The 15,915-nt window shown below is 67.4% G+C and carries 13 protein-coding genes; 6 read left to right on the top strand and 7 right to left on the bottom strand.

Translation table 11 applies throughout. The annotated features are described in order from the left end of the window. Window positions 1-33: 33 nt before the first annotated feature. The 3 genes from CJ179_RS12810 to hppD form a co-directional block, all read right to left on the bottom strand. Window positions 34-2,409 (bottom strand): FdhF/YdeP family oxidoreductase, encoded by a 2,376-nt coding sequence (locus CJ179_RS12810; protein WP_095861771.1) that lies wholly within the window; start codon window positions 2,407-2,409, stop codon window positions 34-36. A 14-nt stretch (window positions 2,410-2,423) separates the two neighbouring features. Beyond that, the gene (locus tag CJ179_RS12805) at window positions 2,424-3,971 is read right to left on the bottom strand and encodes an FAD-dependent oxidoreductase (protein WP_095861770.1); all 1,548 of its coding nucleotides are present in this window, start codon (window positions 3,969-3,971) and stop codon (window positions 2,424-2,426) included. Window positions 3,972-4,039: 68 nt separating this feature from the next. Further along, a complete protein-coding gene (gene hppD / locus CJ179_RS12800) occupies window positions 4,040-5,245 on the bottom strand; it encodes a 4-hydroxyphenylpyruvate dioxygenase (RefSeq protein WP_095861769.1) in 1,206 nt (401 codons plus the stop codon). A gap of 181 nt (window positions 5,246-5,426) precedes the next feature. Here hppD and CJ179_RS12795 point away from each other — a divergent pair, with 181 nt between their 5' ends. The 4 genes from CJ179_RS12795 (at window position 5,427) to CJ179_RS12780 (ending at window position 10,131) form a co-directional block, all read left to right on the top strand. Next, the gene (locus CJ179_RS12795) at window positions 5,427-5,954 is read left to right on the top strand and encodes an Lrp/AsnC family transcriptional regulator (RefSeq protein WP_072944431.1); all 528 of its coding nucleotides are present in this window, start codon (window positions 5,427-5,429) and stop codon (window positions 5,952-5,954) included. 207 nt (window positions 5,955-6,161) lie between these two features. Then, window positions 6,162-7,388, top strand: a complete 1,227-nt coding sequence (locus tag CJ179_RS12790) for a Glu/Leu/Phe/Val dehydrogenase dimerization domain-containing protein (protein WP_072944429.1) — start codon at window positions 6,162-6,164, stop codon at window positions 7,386-7,388. A 16-nt stretch (window positions 7,389-7,404) separates the two neighbouring features. Further along, window positions 7,405-8,826: an amino acid permease gene (locus CJ179_RS12785; protein WP_095861768.1), complete on the top strand. Its 1,422-nt coding sequence runs from the start codon at window positions 7,405-7,407 to the stop codon at window positions 8,824-8,826. Between the two features lie 135 nt (window positions 8,827-8,961). Next, entirely contained in the window at window positions 8,962-10,131 is a 1,170-nt protein-coding gene (locus CJ179_RS12780) for an NADH:flavin oxidoreductase (protein ID WP_095861767.1), read from the top strand. A 21-nt stretch (window positions 10,132-10,152) separates the two neighbouring features. Here CJ179_RS12780 and CJ179_RS12775 read toward each other — a convergent pair whose 3' ends face one another. Both CJ179_RS12775 and CJ179_RS12770 read right to left on the bottom strand, forming a co-directional pair. Further along, complete coding sequence (locus tag CJ179_RS12775) at window positions 10,153-11,694, bottom strand: DASS family sodium-coupled anion symporter (protein WP_257015462.1); 1,542 nt, start codon at window positions 11,692-11,694, stop codon at window positions 10,153-10,155. Between the two features lies 1 nt (window position 11,695). After that, the gene (locus tag CJ179_RS12770) at window positions 11,696-13,096 is read right to left on the bottom strand and encodes an adenylosuccinate lyase family protein (protein WP_244163697.1); all 1,401 of its coding nucleotides are present in this window, start codon (window positions 13,094-13,096) and stop codon (window positions 11,696-11,698) included. A gap of 181 nt (window positions 13,097-13,277) precedes the next feature. Here CJ179_RS12770 and CJ179_RS12765 point away from each other — a divergent pair, with 181 nt between their 5' ends. Next, window positions 13,278-14,300, top strand: coding sequence for a LacI family DNA-binding transcriptional regulator (locus CJ179_RS12765; protein WP_072944421.1), 1,023 nt, complete (start codon window positions 13,278-13,280; stop codon window positions 14,298-14,300). 10 nt (window positions 14,301-14,310) lie between these two features. On the opposite strand, the gene CJ179_RS12760 is transcribed toward CJ179_RS12765, so the two are convergent. Continuing rightward, the gene (locus tag CJ179_RS12760; protein ID WP_095861766.1) at window positions 14,311-14,799 is read right to left on the bottom strand and encodes an SRPBCC family protein; all 489 of its coding nucleotides are present in this window, start codon (window positions 14,797-14,799) and stop codon (window positions 14,311-14,313) included. Further along, entirely contained in the window at window positions 14,796-15,128 is a 333-nt protein-coding gene (locus CJ179_RS12755; RefSeq protein WP_095862648.1) for a helix-turn-helix transcriptional regulator, read from the bottom strand. Before CJ179_RS12755 ends, CJ179_RS12760 begins: the two co-directional genes overlap by 4 nt. A gap of 100 nt (window positions 15,129-15,228) precedes the next feature. Between CJ179_RS12755 and CJ179_RS12750 the strand changes: the two genes are divergently transcribed. Then, a complete protein-coding gene (locus tag CJ179_RS12750) occupies window positions 15,229-15,915 on the top strand; it encodes a TetR/AcrR family transcriptional regulator (RefSeq protein WP_072944418.1) in 687 nt (228 codons plus the stop codon).

The raw sequence follows: 15,915 nt of genomic DNA, 5'->3' as shown, positions 1-15,915 counted from the left end.
GAAAGCGTGCCGGGGCACACTTTGCCACTCACGTCAGGAGAGGTGCTCGGGCTGGGGCTGCGACTTGTGGACCTGGTCCGATCCGACCGCGTCCTGGCTCGCCTCCGGTGGGCATTCGGCGCTGTACTTGCCGGCGTGTTCCAGGGAGACGACGACGGACTTCGACGTGGGACAGTTGCTGCCGGTCGCCGTGGAATCGAGCGGCACCAGCGGATTGGTCTCCGGATAGTAGGCGGCGGCCGACCCCCGGGGCGTGTCGTACTCGACGATCCGGAAGTCGTGGGCGCAGCGGACGCGGTCGTCACCGTCCCAATGCGTGAAGAGGTCCACCATGTCGCCGTCGTCGAACCCGAGGGCCGCGATGTCGTCGCGGTGCAGGAAGATCACGCGGCGCCCGCCCTCGATGCCGCGGTACCGATCGCTGAGCCCGTAGATCGTGGTGTTGAACTGGTCGTGGCTGCGGATCGTCTGCAGGATCACGTGCCGCGGGGGCACCTGCAGCACGTCGATCGGGGACACCGCGAATTCGGCGCGCCCCGAGTGGGTGGGGAACGTCCGGGAGTCGCGCGGCGGGTGCGGCAGAACGAAGCCGCCCGGCTTGCGGACGTTCACCTCGTACCCTTCGCATCCGGGCACCACCCGCGAGATGTGCAGGCGGATGTTCGCGTAGTCGTCCCGCATCTTCTTCCACTCGAGACCGTAGCGGTCGCCGATCGTGGCCTCGGCGATGCGGGTGACGATCCCCACCTCCGAATCGAGGTGCGGGCTGGCCGGTTTCAACGGACCCCGGGAGGCATGAACCGAGCACACCGAGTCCTCGACGGAAATGAACTGCGGCCCACCGGCCTGGACGTCCTGCTCGGTGCGTCCCCGCGTCGGCAGGATCAGGGCCGTGTCGCCGCACACGAGATGCGACCGGTTGATCTTCGTCGAGACGTGGACCGTCATCCGGGTCTTGCGCAGCGCGGCCGCGGTGACGTCGGTGTCCGGGGCGGCCTGGACGAAGTTGCCGCCGAGCCCGAGGAAAAAGTGGGCCTTGCCGTCGCGCATGGCCCGGATCGAATCGACGGTGTCGTAGCCGTTCTCGCGGGGCGGGTCGAAGTCGAACTCCTTCGCGAGCGCGTCCAGGAAATGCCGCGGCGGGCGCTCCCAGATCCCCATCGTGCGGTCGCCCTGCACGTTCGAGTGCCCGCGCACCGGCAGCAGCCCGGCGCCGGGCTTCCCGATGTTCCCCTGGGCAAGAGCGATATTGGTGACTTCCTTGATGATCGCCACCGAGTTGTGGTGCTGAGTGAGCCCCATCGCCCAGCAGAACACGGTGGCATCGGAATCCCGCAGCATCCGGGCCGCGTCGGTGATCTGTTCCCGCGACAGCCCGGTCGTCCGGGTGACGACGTCCCAGTCGAGGTCGGTGACGTGCTGCTTCCACAGCTCGAATCCGATCGTGTAACGGTCGATGAATTCGCGGTCGAGGGCGTCCCATTCGACGAGCAGTGAGCCGAACGCCTGGAGCAGGGCGAGGTCGCCGTTCAGCGCGATGGGCAGATGCAGGTCGGAGAGGTCGGTGCCGGGACCCACCATGCCGCGGGGCGTCTGCGGATTCTTGAAGTTGACGAGCCCGGCCTCGCGGAGCGGGTTGATCGACAGGATCTTCGCGCCGTTCTGCTTGGCCTTCTCCAGTGCCGACAGCATCCGCGGATGGTTGGTTCCCGGGTTTTGCCCCTGCAAGACAATGAGTTTCGCCTGATACACGTCGTCCATCGTGACGCTGGCCTTGCCGATGCCGATCGACTCCTGCAGCGCGATGCTGGTCGATTCGTGGCACATGTTGGAACAGTCGGGCAGATTGTTCGTCCCGAACGCGCGGACGAACAGCTGGTACGCGAACGCGGCCTCGTTCGACGCCCGGCCGGACGTGTAGAAGATCGCCTCGTCCGGGCTGTCCAAGGCGTTCAGCTGCTCGCCGATCAGCGTGAAGGCCTCGTCCCATTCGATGGGCTCGTAGTGCGTTCCGCCGGGCCGCTTCACCATCGGATGCGTGATCCGGCCCTGCTGCCCCAGCCAGTGCTCGCTGTGGCAGTCGAGTTCGGCGATACTGTGGCGGGCGAAGAATTCGGGGGTCGCCCGGACCCGCGTCGCCTCCTCCGCCACCGCCTTGGCGCCGTTCTCACAGAACTCCGCGGCGTGGCGGTGACCCGGGTCGGGGTCGGGCCAGGCGCAACTCATGCAGTCGAAGCCCTCGGCCTGGTTCAGCCGCAACAACGTCTCGGCGGTGCGGACCACACCCATCTGCTCGAGCGCGCGTTTCATCGACACCGCGACCGCGGTCGGCCCTGCCGCGTGGTCCTTCGGGTGCCCGACCTCGAGGTCGGCCTCGTCGTAGTCGAGTTCCTCGTCCTTGTGACGCATCGTTCAGCCTTTCGTCACGATCTCCCCACCAGGCAGCCGAGGTAGTCGATGACGTCGTCGGTCGCGGTGGCCGGGGCGGTGAGCGCGACGTAACCGTCGGGGCGCACCACCACCAGCGTGCCACCGTGTGCCCCGTAGGCGCTACGCGCGAAACCGCGGTCGTCGACGACGTCCACGCCGGGACCGCGGGAATCACCCACCACCACGTATTTCACGTCGTCGGGCGCGTCTTCGGCCAGGGTTTGCAGGGCGTGCCGGGGCCCGCCGTCGAACCCGAGAACCGTGAAGTGCGTCCCGCGGAAGACGTCGAACAGTCGCAGCGGGGAACCGTCCGGGCTCAGGCACGGCGCGTCGGGTGCGCGGTCACCCGCGCGGACGCCCGTCGTCACGTCCCCGTCCCGGGACAGCGAACTCCACGGGTAGCCCAGACCGAGTTGCTGGCCGTCCTCGGTCGCCGCGCCGGCGAACCCCGATGAGTCCTCGCGTCCGAGGTTGTCGGTCACCTTCTGCAGCCCCGCGCTGCTCACCCCGAGCGTCCAGCGGGCGAGCGGCAACCGCTCCTCCTGATACGTGTCGAGGAGCGACGGATCCGCGGAGCCGGCCAGGACGAGCGCGAGTTTCCAGCCGAGGTTGTAGGCGTCCTGGATCCCGGTGTTCATCCCGAGCCCACCGGCGGGCGGATGAACGTGCGCGGCGTCGCCGGCGAGGAACACCCGGCCGTCGCGGAAACGGTCCACCATGCGCACGTTCACATGCCACGTGGACAGCCACGTCGGTGCGGACAGTCGCACGCCGGGATCGCAGGCGATGTCGTCGAGCACTCGCTGGAAGTACTCCAGCGACGGTTCGGGCAGGTTCCCCTCCTCGTCGAAGTCCGCGAACGGCACTCCCTGGAACTGCCAGGAGTTGATCCCACGGAACGGGCACAGCGCGACGAATCCCTTCTCGGGGTGCGACCACTGGTACCAGCGGTCGGGGGTCAGGCCGTCGACGGACACGTCGCCGAGGAGCATGCCCTCGATGCCGCCCGTCCCCTCGAACGACACCCCGAGCGCCTTGCGCACCGTGCTGCGTCCGCCGTCGCAGCCGACGAGGTAACGCGCCATGACGGTCCCGCCCCCGGCGAGCCGGACGGTCACCTTGTCGGTGGTCTGCTCGAAACCCACCACCTCGACGCCGCGCTCCACGTCGATACCGAACTCGGAGAGACGCTCTCGCAGAATCTGCTCGGTCCGCCACTGCGGGATCATCAACCCGCTCTCGTAGGGCCGGTCGGGTGTGGGGCTCAGGTCTGCGTGGGGGTCGCTGTCGCCCACCACCCGGCCCCGCACCGCGACCCGGTTGGGAAGGTGCCGGAACCCGGCCTCGACGACCTCGTCGACGATACCGAGATCGTCCATCACTTCTTGGCTGCGCGCGGTCAATCCCTTTCCGCGCGAACCCGCGAACGGCTCGGGAGACTTGTCGAGGATCCGCACTTCGACGCCACGCCGCGCCAGTTCCAGAGCGAGCGTGAGACCGGTCGGCCCGGCCCCGGCCACCACTGCCTCGGTAGGGCTCATGGCGTCATCGTATTCGCGGCGGCACCGATCCCGCGGGAAAGTCGCCGCACCCGCTCATCGGCTCTCGCTCAGAAGTTTCCGCGGGCGGCTTGTTCGCGTTCGATGGCTTCGAAGAGGGCTTTGAAGTTGCCGATGCCGAAGCCGAGGGAGCCGTGGCGTTCGATGAGTTCGAAGAACACGGTGGGCCGGTCGACGAGGGGTTTGGTGAAGATCTGCAGCAGGTAGCCGTCCTCGTCGCGGTCGACGAGGATGCCGCGTTTCTGCAACTCCTCGATCGGGGCGCGGACGTTGCCGATCCGGGCCCGCAGTTCGGGATCCTCGTAGTAGGAGTCCGGGGTGGCCAGGAACTCCACCCCCTCGGCGGTGAGCCGGTCCACGGCGGTGAGAATGTCATTGGTGGCCAGCGCCAGGTGCTGGGCGCCGGGGCCGCCGTAGAAGTCGAGGTACTCGTCGATCTGCGACCGTTTCTTCGCGATGGCGGGCTCGTTGAGCGGGAACTTGACGCGGTGGTTGCCGTTGGAGACGACCTTGCTCATCAGTGCGGAGTAGTCGGTGGCGATGTCCTCGCCGACGAATTCGGCCATGTTCGTGAAGCCCATGACCCGGTTGTAGAAGTCGACCCAGTGGTCCATCCTGCCGAGTTCGACGTTGCCGACGACGTGGTCGAGGGCCTGGAACAGGCGTTTGGGGGCGCCGTCCCGTCGGGTGTGCGACGAGGTCCGGGCGAGGTAGCCGGGCAGGTAGGGGCCGGTGTAGTGGCTGCGGTCGACGAGGGTGTGGCGGGTGTCGCCGTAGGTGGCGATCGCGGCGATCCGGACGGTGCCGTGTTCGTCGGTGACATTGTGGGGTTCGTCGAGGACGGTGGCGCCCTGGGCGCGGGCGTGGGCGATGCATTTGTCGACGTCGGGGACGGCGAGGGCGATGTCGACGACGCCGTCGCCGTGGGTCCGGTGGTGCTCGATCAGCGGGCTGCCGGGGTCGACGGCGCCGTTGATGACGAAGCGGACGGCGCCGGATTCGAGGACGAAGCTGTGGTGGTCGCGGTTGCCGGTGGTCGGTCCGGAGTAGGCGACGAGGGTCATCCCGAACGCGGACTGGAAGTAGTGGGCGGTCTGGGTGGCGTTGCCGACCACCCAGACGACGGCGTCCCAGCCGCTGACCGGGAACGGGTCGCGGGTGCCGTCGTATTCGACGAGCCCGACCAGCTGCTCGAGCTGGCTGAGGTCGAGACCTGCCAGGCGTTCCTTGTCGGTGAGAGTCTGCTCGATCGTCATCGCTGTCTTCCTGTTTCGGGGACGGAGGGCTTGGCCTGTTGTGTGGGTCACTACGAAAACCCAGACCGGCCACATAGGCAACCGAGCCAGCAGAAGCTAGCCGCGGTGCCACCTTCGGGCGCCTCGCGGAGGGTTTTCTTATACAGTCGGACTAGTTGAATTCGTTCGGAGAGGTCTGGCCATGAAGGACGCAGTGCAGTTGGACGAGCTCGACTTCGCCCTCCTCGACGCCATGCACGACGACCCGAAGGCCGGCGTGCTGGAACTGTCGCGCCGGATCAAGGTGGCGCGGGCCACCGTTCAGGCGCGGGTGCGCAAACTCGAGGAGTCCGGCGTGATCGCCGGGTACGAGCCGCGCCTCGACATCGCCGCCGCGGGGTTCGACGTGCAGGCGTTCGTCACGCTGGAGACGGCGCAGGGCGCACTCGACTCCGTGACGTCGGAACTGGAGTCGATCCCCGGGGTGCTCGAGGCCTTCGCGACCACCGGTTCCGGCGACATCCTGTGCCGCATCGCCGCCGGCTCCCACCTCGGGCTGCAGCAGACGCTGATCGATCTGAACAAGTCGAGCGTCGTCGCCCGGTCCACCAGCGTGATGGTGCTGTCGGTGATCGTCCCGTACCGGTCGATGCCTCTGCTGCGAACCCTCGACCGACCGCGTCCGGCGAAGGCCCCGGCCTACCGCACCGCGCCCGCAGACGCGGATTAGCAACGCGTTCCCCGCTTCTGCTGCACAAATTGAATAGAAAATCGACGAACCTCTTTCTCGGTGATGTTCATCGTGGCTATCTGCTGCGCAGCCGGTTGCGGCGCACGAGTGGTGCCCACCACAGTGATCGCCGTAACAGTTCGGGCACGGCCGGGAACACCGGCCGGATCGCCCCGAGCCCCGGCCGTCCAGAAACCGAGAGAAGCCATGAAGAATCTGCTCACCCGATTCGAAGAGAAGGCCCCCGAGATCGTCTTCGAGTGGCACGACACGGAGACCTCCGCCCGCGGATGGACGGTGATCAACTCGCTGCGCGGCGGTGCTGCCGGCGGCGGAACCCGGATGCGCCGCGGTCTCGATCGGCGCGAGGTGGAATCGCTCGCCAAGACCATGGAGGTCAAGTTCACCGTCTCGGGTCCGGCCATCGGCGGCGCGAAGTCGGGCATCGACTTCGACCCGACCGACCCGCGCAAGGACGAGGTGCTGCGCCGCTGGTTCAAGGCCGTGACCCCGCTGCTGAAGTCGTACTACGGCACCGGCGGCGACCTGAACGTCGACGAGATGGCCGAGGTCGTGCCGATCACCGAGAGCTACGGGCTGTGGCATCCGCAGGAGGGCGTCGTCAACGGGCACTTCGCGGCGACCGATCGTGAGCGGGTGCAGCGGGTCGGGCAGCTGCGCCTGGGCGTCGCGAAGGTCGTCGAGGATGCGCGGTTCACGCCCGACCCGCAGGCGAAGTACACGGTGTCGGATCTGATCACCGGGTGGGGCGTCGCCGAATCGGTGCGGCACTACTACCGGGTCTACGGCGGCGAACTGGCCGGCAAGCGCGTGATCATGCAGGGCTGGGGCAACGTCGGCGCCGCCGCCGCGTACTACCTGGCGCAGTCCGGTGCCCGGATCGTCGGAATCCTCGACCGCAACGGTGGATTGACGAACACCGACGGCTACGACTTCGAGCAGATCCGCGCGCTGTTCCTGGCCAAGGAGGGCAACGAACTGCGCGCAGCCGGCATGGTGCCGTTCGAGGAGATCAACTCGACGATCTGGAGTTCCGGCGCCGAGATCTTCCTCCCCTGCGCCGCGTCCCGTCTCGTGACCCGCGACCAGGTGGACCGGTTGATCGCGGGCGGCCTCGAGGTGGTGGCGAGCGGCGCCAACGTGCCGTTCGCGGACGACGAGATCTTCTACGGCCCCACCTACGAATACGCCGACAAGAGCGTCGCCGTCGTCCCCGACTTCATCGCCAATTGCGGCATGGCCCGGGCGTTCGCGCTGCTGATGGAGGGCGACATCGAGGTGTCGGACGAGGCGATCTTCGGCGACGTCTCCGCCACCGTGGCGACGGCGCTCGAGCGCTGCTTCGCGCGTTCGTCGCAGCCGACCGGAATCGCCGGTACCGCGTTCGAGATCGCACTCGATCAGCTCGTCTGACGGCACGGGAGACCCCATGAACACAGTTCACGACCCACCGGCCTCCACCACGCGCCTGCAGCAGGCGATGAAACCGCGGCAGCTGGTGATGATGAGTCTGGGCGGCGCGATCGGTGCCGGACTATTCGTCGGCTCCGGCGCGGGCATCGCCGTCGCCGGGCCCGCCGTGCTCGTCTCCTTCCTCATCGCCGGGTTTCTCGTCGTCCTCGTCATGCGGATGATGGGCGAGATGGTGGCCGCCGACCCCGACAGCGGTGCGTTCTCCGTCCACGCCGAGAAGGCGATGGGCCCGATCGCCGGCCGGACCATCGGCTGGCTCTACTGGGTGCAGGTCGTCATCGTGGTCGCCGCGGAAGCGACCGCGGCGGCGGCGATCACCGCCGCCTCCCTACCCGGGGTGCCGCAATGGGTGGCCGCCCTGGCGTACATGAGTGTGCTGACCGCCGTGAACCTCGCGGGTGTCTCCCGCTTCGGTGAGTTCGAATTCTGGTTCGCCGCACTGAAGATCGTGGCGATCGTCGCGTTCCTGGCGGTCGGCTCCGCGATGATCTTCGGCTGGATCCCGAGTTTCGACGCGCCCGGTCTGTCGAACCTCACCGGCCACGGCGGATTCGCCCCCACCGGAGTCACCGGCATCGCCGCGGGCCTGCTGATCGTGGTCTTCGCGTTCGGCGGCACCGAGGTGATGGCCATCGCGGCCGCCGAGACGTCGGAGCCCCGGCGCAACGTGAGCCGGGCGGTGCGGTCCATCGTGTGGCGGATCCTGGTGTTCTACGTCGGTTCCGTCCTGATCATGGTGACGGTGCTGCCGTGGACGGCGGGGGAACTCGCGACGGGTCCGTTCGTCGCGGTCCTGAACGCCGCACACGTGCCGGGCGCCGGCGCCGTCATGACCGTCGTCGTGGTCATCGCGCTGCTGTCGTCGCTGAACGCCATGCTGTTCAGCGGTTCCCGGATGATCTACTCGCTGTCCGAGCGCGGGGCGGCCGCGAAGGTGTTCGGCCGGGTGTCGGGCAACGGCGTCCCCCGCCTGGCGGTGCTGGCGTCGGTGGCGTTCGGTTTCGTCACCGTCGTCCTCAACTACCTGGCACCGGATCGTGTTCTCCCGCTGCTGCTCAACGCGGTCGGTTCGACGATCCTGGTGTTGTGGACGTTCGTCACTGTCTCGCAGATCGTGCTGCGGCGGCGCGCCGAGAAGTCGGGCCGGACGGATCTGCCGCTGAAGATGTGGGGCTTCCCGTATCTGTCGTATGTCGCACTCGCGCTGCTGGCCGCGGTCGCGGTGCTCGCGTTGTTCGACGACGCGGCACGCAACCAGCTGTTCGCGACGCTCACGTTCACGTGTGCGATCACGCTCGCATGCTGGGCGCTCGGGCGCAGGCAACGCGGCGCGACCAGCGGTGAAGCACCGGAGAAGCTGCCCGAGACCGTCAGCTGAGAGGCCACCGCCGCACGCTCACGGACGTCGAGGGGTCGTCCGCGAGAGTGCGGTGGTGTCCCGCTCAGCGGACATGTCCCGCTCACCGAACATCCCCGCCGCCTACCGTCGACTGCACACGACGAAGGGGCGGGAATGACCACACCTCCAGACATTTTCGCCCCGGCCACGCTGGGCCCCATCACGTTACGCAACCGGATCATCAAATCGGCCACGTTCGAGGGCCGCACTCCCGACGCGCTGGTCACCGACGAATTGATCGAGTTCCATCGCCGCCCCGCCGCGGGTGGGGTCGGGATGTCGACGGTGGCCTACTGCGCCGTGGCACCGGAGGGCCGCACCGAACGCGGACAGTTGTGGATGCGCCCGGACGCCGTCCCCGGGCTGCGCCGACTCACCGATGCCATCCACGCCGAGGGTGCGGCCGCATCCGCCCAACTCGGGCACGCCGGACCCGTCGCGAACGAGAAGTCCACCGGACTGCCTGCGCTCGCACCGTCGCGCTCGTTCAATCCGCTGAGCATGCGGATGATCCGCAGCGCCACCACCGCCGACATCACCCGGATCACCGCGGCCCACGGCACCGCGGCGCGGCTCGCCGTGGAATCCGGATTCGACGCCGTCGAGATCCACTTCGGCCACAACTACTTCGCCAGTGCGTTTCTCAGCCCGAAGCTGAACCGTCGCACCGATTCCTACGGTGGATCGCTCGAGAACCGGGCCCGGGTGGTGCGGGACGTCGCCCGGACCGTGCGCGACGCCGTCGGCGGCCGGGTCGCGATCCTCGCCAAGCTCAACATGGACGACGGCGTCCCCGGCGGGTTCTGGCTCGACGAGGCCATCCAGGTCGCCCGGATTCTGGAGCTCGACGGCAGCGTCGACGCCCTCGAACTCACCATGGGCAGTTCACTTCTCAATCCCATGTACCTGTTCAAGGGTGACGCGCCGGTCCGCGAGTTCGCCGCGGCCATGCCGCAGCCCGTCCGCCTCGGCGTGCAACTGGCAGGCAAGTCGATGCTCCACGCCTACCCGTACCGCGACCTGTTCATGCTCGAGCACGCCCGCCAGATCCGTGCGGCGGTGGCGTTGCCGCTCGTCCTGCTCGGCGGAGTCACCGACCGGGCGGGGATGGACACCGCCATGGCCGAGGGGTTCGAATTCGTCGCCATGGCCCGCGCGTTGCTGCGCGAACCCGATCTGGTGAACCGTATCCGCGCCGAGTCGCGCACTCAATCGTTGTGCATCCACTGCAACAAGTGCATGCCCACCATCTTCAGCGGAGCGCGCTGCGTGCTCGTCGACTGATTCGAGGCACGGTCGGTGTGCTCACACGTGGAGCGCGATGAGGGATCCGATCCCGACGACGGCGCCGAAGATCAGTGGGATGCAGATGATGTCGATGAAGATGCCGGTGCTGATCATCTTGATCATCGGCACGTAGCCCGATCCGTAGACGATGGCGTTCGGTGGCGTCGAGACCGGGAGCATGGCGCCGGCATTCGCGCCGAACACGCCGGCCATGGCCGGGATGATCGGGTCGACGCCGATGGCGAGGGCGATCGGGATGATGATCGGGACGACGATGCCGACGCTGGCCGTGTTGCTGGTGGTCTCGGAGATGACCAACCCCATGACGATCGCGATCAGGGCGAGAACCCAGGAACTCTGCACACCCGTGGCCCGGGCGATGGTGGTGCCGAGGGTTTCCGCGAGTCCGGTGGCGTTCATCATGGTGCCGATCGTCAGGCCGGCGCCGACGAGGAGAACTGTGCCCCAGTCGATCTTGGCGGCCTCCGACCAGGTGAGGGTGGATTCGCCGCTCCCGTTCCCGCGGGGCAGGAAGAACAGCAGACCGGCGGTGAGGACGACGACGGATCCCTCGTTGAGGTGATCGGTGAAGGCGGTGACGATCGGGCTCGTGACACCGAAGGTGGTGACGAGGGACGGCAACACCCAGAGGACAACGGTGACGAGGAAGATCACCAGGACGTTGCGTTCGCCGCGGTTCATCGGGCCGAGGTCTGCGTAGTGGGCGCGGAAGTAGTCCTGCCCGCCGCGGATGTGCTTCACCTCGGGCCGGTTGACGAGGATCAGCGCGACCCACATGACCGCGCCCATCACGAGGAGGTACGGGGCCGACATGGAGATCCAGTCGAACAGTTCGACCTTGTAGCCGGTCATCCGCTCGATGGTGCCGCGGCCGATGACGTTGGCGATTCCGGTGATCGGGGTGAGGACCGAACCGATACTCGCGCCGTAGGCAATGGACAGCATCAGCAGGCAAGAGAATTTGGTGCGGTTGGTCCTGATGCCCGGGTTCTGCTCCTGAATGAGATCGCCGATCGTCTTGACCACGCCGATGCCGATGGGAAGCAGCATCGCGGCGGTGGCGGACGACGACACGAACATCGAGAGGATGCAGGCGACGACACCGAACGCCGCCGCGGTGCGGTACGTGCTGTTGCCGATGCCCGGGAACGAGAGCACCTTGAGGGCGAACCGCCGGTCCAGCCCGTGCACCGTCATTGCGCGGGCCAGGATGAAGGCGCCGATCACCAGGAACACCGTCGCGGAGCCGAAGGACCCGTACACCTCCTGGGGTGTGCCGACGCCGAGGACGACGAGTAGGGCGATGCCGATCAGCGCGGTCACCGGGATGGGGACGGGTTCGGTGATCCACAGCAGGACCACGACGGTCAGAACCGCGAGCATGGCCTGCTGGGAATTCGGCATGTCGATCGGCAGCACCAGGATGCCGATGAGCAGGGGCAGCGCGGCGATCAGGCCGAGACGTCCGCGGATGAAGTCGAAGCGTTCCTCTCCTGCGAGTTTCGGTGGCTGCTCCGTCGCGGGGGCGAGTGTGCGCATGTCAGATCCTTGCCAGCTGCGGAATGGAGGGCAGGTCTTCGTCGACTGCGGCACCGCTGTGCCATCCGCGGACAGCGCTCGCGGCGATGTCCTTCGCCTCACCGAGGTAATCGTCGGCGGTGACGAGTTGCGCGGGCAGCAGTTCGGCGACACCGGCCTCCGCCGCGACCTCGCGCAGGGTGTCGGCGAGCACGCGATGCGAGGTTCGGGCGCGGGTCGCGGCCGTGTAGAGCAGGTCGTGGGCGCGTTCGCGGCCCAGGGCTTCGGCGAGCTGGATCATCTGCGCCTCGGCCATGACCAGCCCGCCGTCGAGGTCGAGGTTCGCGCGCATCCTGTCGGCGTCGACCCGCATGCCCGTGACGATGACGAGCGCTTCGGACAGGGCACTGCCGGCCAGGACCCCGAGTTGTGGGATCACCTGCCATTCGATCTGCCACTCGCCGGCGCTGCGTTCGTGGCCCGCCTCCTGGATGCGGCTCAGCGACGACAGCAGCGCCCCGGCGGTCTGGGACAGTCCGATGATGGCCTCCGACGAGATCGGGTTGACCTTCTGCGGCATCGTCGACGACGCACCGCGGTGGCTGTTGTAGGGCTCGAAGACCTCGCCGATCTCCGTGCGGGAGAGATCGACGATGTTGCGGGCGAGCTTGGCGCACGTCGCCGCGACAGTGGCGCAGAGCCAGCCGTATTCGGCGATACCGTCGCGGTCGACATGCCACGGGATGTCAGTGTCGTGCAGGCCGAGCAGATCGGCGACGCGGGTCCGGACGTCCGCGGACTTCGCTCCGAGCGCTGCGGACGTGCCGCCCGCCCCGAACAGGGAGATCACGGCGATCCGCGGCACCGCCTGCTGGAGACGTTCGCGGTGTCGGGTGAACTGACCCAGCAGCGTCCCGAGGGTGGCGCCGAACGTGGTCGGCACCGCCTGCTGGGCGTGGGTCCGGCCGGGCATCACGGTGCCGGCGTGGGCCTCGACCTGGACCGCGAGCGCATCGCCGAGTTCGCCGAGCTGCCAGTCGAGCGCGGCCAGCGACCGCGCGAGCTGCAGGGCGAGCCCGGTATCCATGATGTCCTGCGTGGTCGCACCGTAGTGGACGCGACCGTTCGGTCCGTCCGGCAGCGCCCCGGAGATCTGCCGCACCAGCCCGAGGATCGGGTACCCGACATTCTTCGACGTCTCCCACAGGGAGTCGCGGTCGATGTTGTCGATGCGAGCCGCTGCCGCGATCGCCGCGGCGTCGTCTGCCGAGATGACCGCGTGCTCACCCTGAGCGATGGCGAGGGCCCGCTCGGTGGCCAGCCAGCTCTCGATGCAGCTGTCGGCGGAAAAGATGTCGAGTTGCGCCTCGTCCCCTGCCAGGTGAGTGAGGAGGGAGAACGGGTTTCTTGACTGAATGGACACGAAGGGCCTTTCGCCTGACGTAGTGGATCACCCACATCCGCGACTGTGACTCACGCCATGTGGAATCGGTTCCACATCACTGTGGCGTAAGCCACTCGTTCTGTCAAGAGAGGTCGTTTCCCCGACGTCCGCCGTCGTCCTCGACGCCTTTACCTGCGGTTACGTTGGGTATGGTGGGCTTGTGCCCAAACTTCAGGACGTCGCCGCGCTGGCCAAGGTGGGGGTGGGTACCGCCTCACGCGCGATGAGCGGGCGCGGCTACGTGGACCCCGATACGCGCAAGAGAATCCTCGAGGCGGCCGACGCATTGGGCTACCGGCCGAACAAGGTCGCCCAAGCACTGCGGGAGAACAAGACGCGCGTCGTCGGATTGCTACTCCCCGACATCTCGAACGAGTTCTACACCGACAGCGCCGCCGTGCTGCAGTCCGTTCTGTTCGAGGCCGGATTCCAGCTCGTGGTCAGCGCGAGCGGCAACGATCCGGAATCCGAGGAACGCGGACTGCGCTCCCTGCTCGATCACCGCGTCGACGGAATCATCCACGTCCCCGTCGACGCTCGGCGTACATTGCCGACCGGCGTGCCGATCGTGCAACTCAACCGTCACTCGGTCCCGCTACAGACCGACGCAGTCGTCAGCGACGACGAATTCGGCATCGAAGCGATCACCGACCTGGCCCTGCAGGCGGGACACACCGATCTCGCACTCGTCATCGGCGGGGCCGATCACAGCACCACCGCCGACCGCATGCGCGGGTTCCGCAACGCCGTCGACCGCGCGGGAATACCGGAGGCGCCCAAGGGAACTGCCGGGCGCCGCTTCCGCATCCTCGAGGGCGACTTCACCTCGGCATGGGGGCGGAACGCGATGCACGCGATCGCCGGCGACCTGCCTGACGTCGTCATCGCCGCCAGTAGCCGGATCGCGCTGGGCGTCCTGCACGCCTGCTCCGACCTCGGCCTGTCGGTGCCCAGCCACCTGTCCGTCGCCGCGCACGGAAACCCCGAATGGTACGAGGTGTTTCCGCCCGGAATCACGTCCTACGCCCCGCCCCTGGCCGAGATGGGGCAGGAGGCGGCGGTGCGGATCCTCGCCAAGATGAAGGCCGGCGCCGAGGACGGCGTCCCCATCACGACGAGACTGAGAGGAGAAGTCCACCACCGTCATTCGATCGGCGGCAGCCTCTCCGCGCCCACTTCGTGACGACTTCCGGTCACCAGCTCGTCTGCGCCAGCACCGCATCCAGCGCCGCGTAGCTCTCGTTCATGCCGCCCTCCATGCCGGACTGCAACATGCCGTCGCGCTCCTCGGGGGTGTGGAACTGACTGACGACAGACAGCTTGGTGCGCCCGTCACCGAGGTCGGTGTAGGTGTTGTTCTCGACGATGACGTGGCCCGGCATGCCGTCCCACTCGAACGTGTACACCAGGCGCTCCTCCGGGGTGATCTCCCTGAATCTGCCCTCGAAACCGTGGGTCTCGCCGTCCGAGTGTTCGACGAAGCGCCAGTGCCCGCCGCGTTCGAATTCCCAGCGTTCGACGTCGAGTTCGTTTCCGCGACCCCACCACTGGGCGAGGAGTTCCGGTCTCGTGAACGCGGCCCACACGCGTTCGCGGGGAGCGTTGAAGATGCGTTCGACGTGGATCTCCCGGTCCGTCGGCGTCGAGACGGTCGCGGTCGTGGGAGTCTGCGAAGTGCTCATGACGTGCCTTCCGTTCGATTGAGGAATTCGTCCAGACGGTCCAGGCGCCCTTCGAGCGACAGCTGGTAGTCGCGGATCCAGGCCACCTCACGCTCGAGGGCATTGGTCCCCAGCATGCAGTACCGCACCCGGCCACGTTTCTCGGTCACAACCATCCCGGCCTCTTCGAGCAGTCGAACGTGCTTCTTGATGCCGGTGAGGGTCATCTCGAAGAGTTCGGCGAGGTCGCTGATCGAGCAGGCGCCGTCACCGAGCCGGCGGAGAATCCGACGTCGCGTGGGGTCTGCCAGTGCGGCGAACGTAGCATCGAGAGCAGAATACTGAACCATCCAGTTCAGTGTTGCACCGACCCCCGCCCCGGTCAAGACCGGCGCCGAGGGACCCACGAGCGTTTCGGGCGCTCAGATAAGCTTGGGCCGTGGTCCACCGATGACAGCGTCGCCCGACGAACACGAAGAGGCGATCCGCGATCGCCCGCACAGTCGCGCCACGCCCGCGAGAGCGCGGCGCAATCCGGCACTCGTTCAGGCCGACATCCTCGAGGTCGCGACCGCGGAATTCGCCGAGAAGGGCCTGTCCGGCGCCAGCGTCAACGAGATCGCCGAGAAGACGCAGACCACCAAACGCATGATCTATTACTACTTCGGCGGCAAGGAAGGTCTGTACACCGCCGTCCTCGAGCGCAACTACAAACTCATCCGCGAACTCGAACACGAGGTGGACCTCGAACACGCCGAACCGGTCGATGCGCTGAGGTTGATCGCGCAGTTGACGTTCGACCACCACGACACGCATCGCGCCTACGTCCGCCTCGTCAGCGGAGAAAACATGATGAAAGGCAAGTACATTCGGCAGTCCGACGAGGTGGCCGGACTCGGCATGCCCGTGTTGGCGGTACTCGAGGACGTGCTGCGCCGCGGTCAGGAGGCCGGCGTGTTCCGCCGGGACGTCGAGGCCATCGACGTCCACATGCTCATCAACAGCGTGTCGCTGTTCCGCATCTCCAACCAGTACACGTTCGACGCGCTGTTCCAGCGCGATCTCGCCGCCGACGAGCTCAGGTCGCACCTGCGCACCGTCATCGGTGACGTCACGGTTCGCTACGTCTGCATCTGA

This window comes from Rhodococcus sp. ACS1, assembly GCF_002300155.1.
GTDB lineage: Bacteria > Actinomycetota > Actinomycetes > Mycobacteriales > Mycobacteriaceae > Rhodococcus_F > Rhodococcus_F koreensis.
This window is presented reverse-complemented; position numbering and strand designations above follow the sequence as displayed.

What these genes read in the sequence shown, in the direction of transcription:
- CJ179_RS12755 (WP_095862648.1), bottom strand. Translation starts at nt 15,128, where the DNA reads ATGGTTCAGTATTCTGCTCTCGATGCTACGTTCGCCGCACTGGCAGAC.
- CJ179_RS12750 (WP_072944418.1), top strand. Translation starts at nt 15,229, where the DNA reads ATGACAGCGTCGCCCGACGAACACGAAGAGGCGATCCGCGATCGCCCG.
- CJ179_RS12805 (WP_095861770.1), bottom strand. Translation starts at nt 3,971, where the DNA reads ATGAGCCCTACCGAGGCAGTGGTGGCCGGGGCCGGGCCGACCGGTCTC.
- CJ179_RS12795 (WP_072944431.1), top strand. Translation starts at nt 5,427, where the DNA reads ATGAAGGACGCAGTGCAGTTGGACGAGCTCGACTTCGCCCTCCTCGAC.
- CJ179_RS12760 (WP_095861766.1), bottom strand. Translation starts at nt 14,799, where the DNA reads ATGAGCACTTCGCAGACTCCCACGACCGCGACCGTCTCGACGCCGACG.
- hppD (WP_095861769.1), bottom strand. Translation starts at nt 5,245, where the DNA reads ATGACGATCGAGCAGACTCTCACCGACAAGGAACGCCTGGCAGGTCTC.
- CJ179_RS12775 (WP_257015462.1), bottom strand. Translation starts at nt 11,694, where the DNA reads ATGCGCACACTCGCCCCCGCGACGGAGCAGCCACCGAAACTCGCAGGA.
- CJ179_RS12785 (WP_095861768.1), top strand. Translation starts at nt 7,405, where the DNA reads ATGAACACAGTTCACGACCCACCGGCCTCCACCACGCGCCTGCAGCAG.
- CJ179_RS12780 (WP_095861767.1), top strand. Translation starts at nt 8,962, where the DNA reads ATGACCACACCTCCAGACATTTTCGCCCCGGCCACGCTGGGCCCCATC.
- CJ179_RS12790 (WP_072944429.1), top strand. Translation starts at nt 6,162, where the DNA reads ATGAAGAATCTGCTCACCCGATTCGAAGAGAAGGCCCCCGAGATCGTC.
- CJ179_RS12810 (WP_095861771.1), bottom strand. Translation starts at nt 2,409, where the DNA reads ATGCGTCACAAGGACGAGGAACTCGACTACGACGAGGCCGACCTCGAG.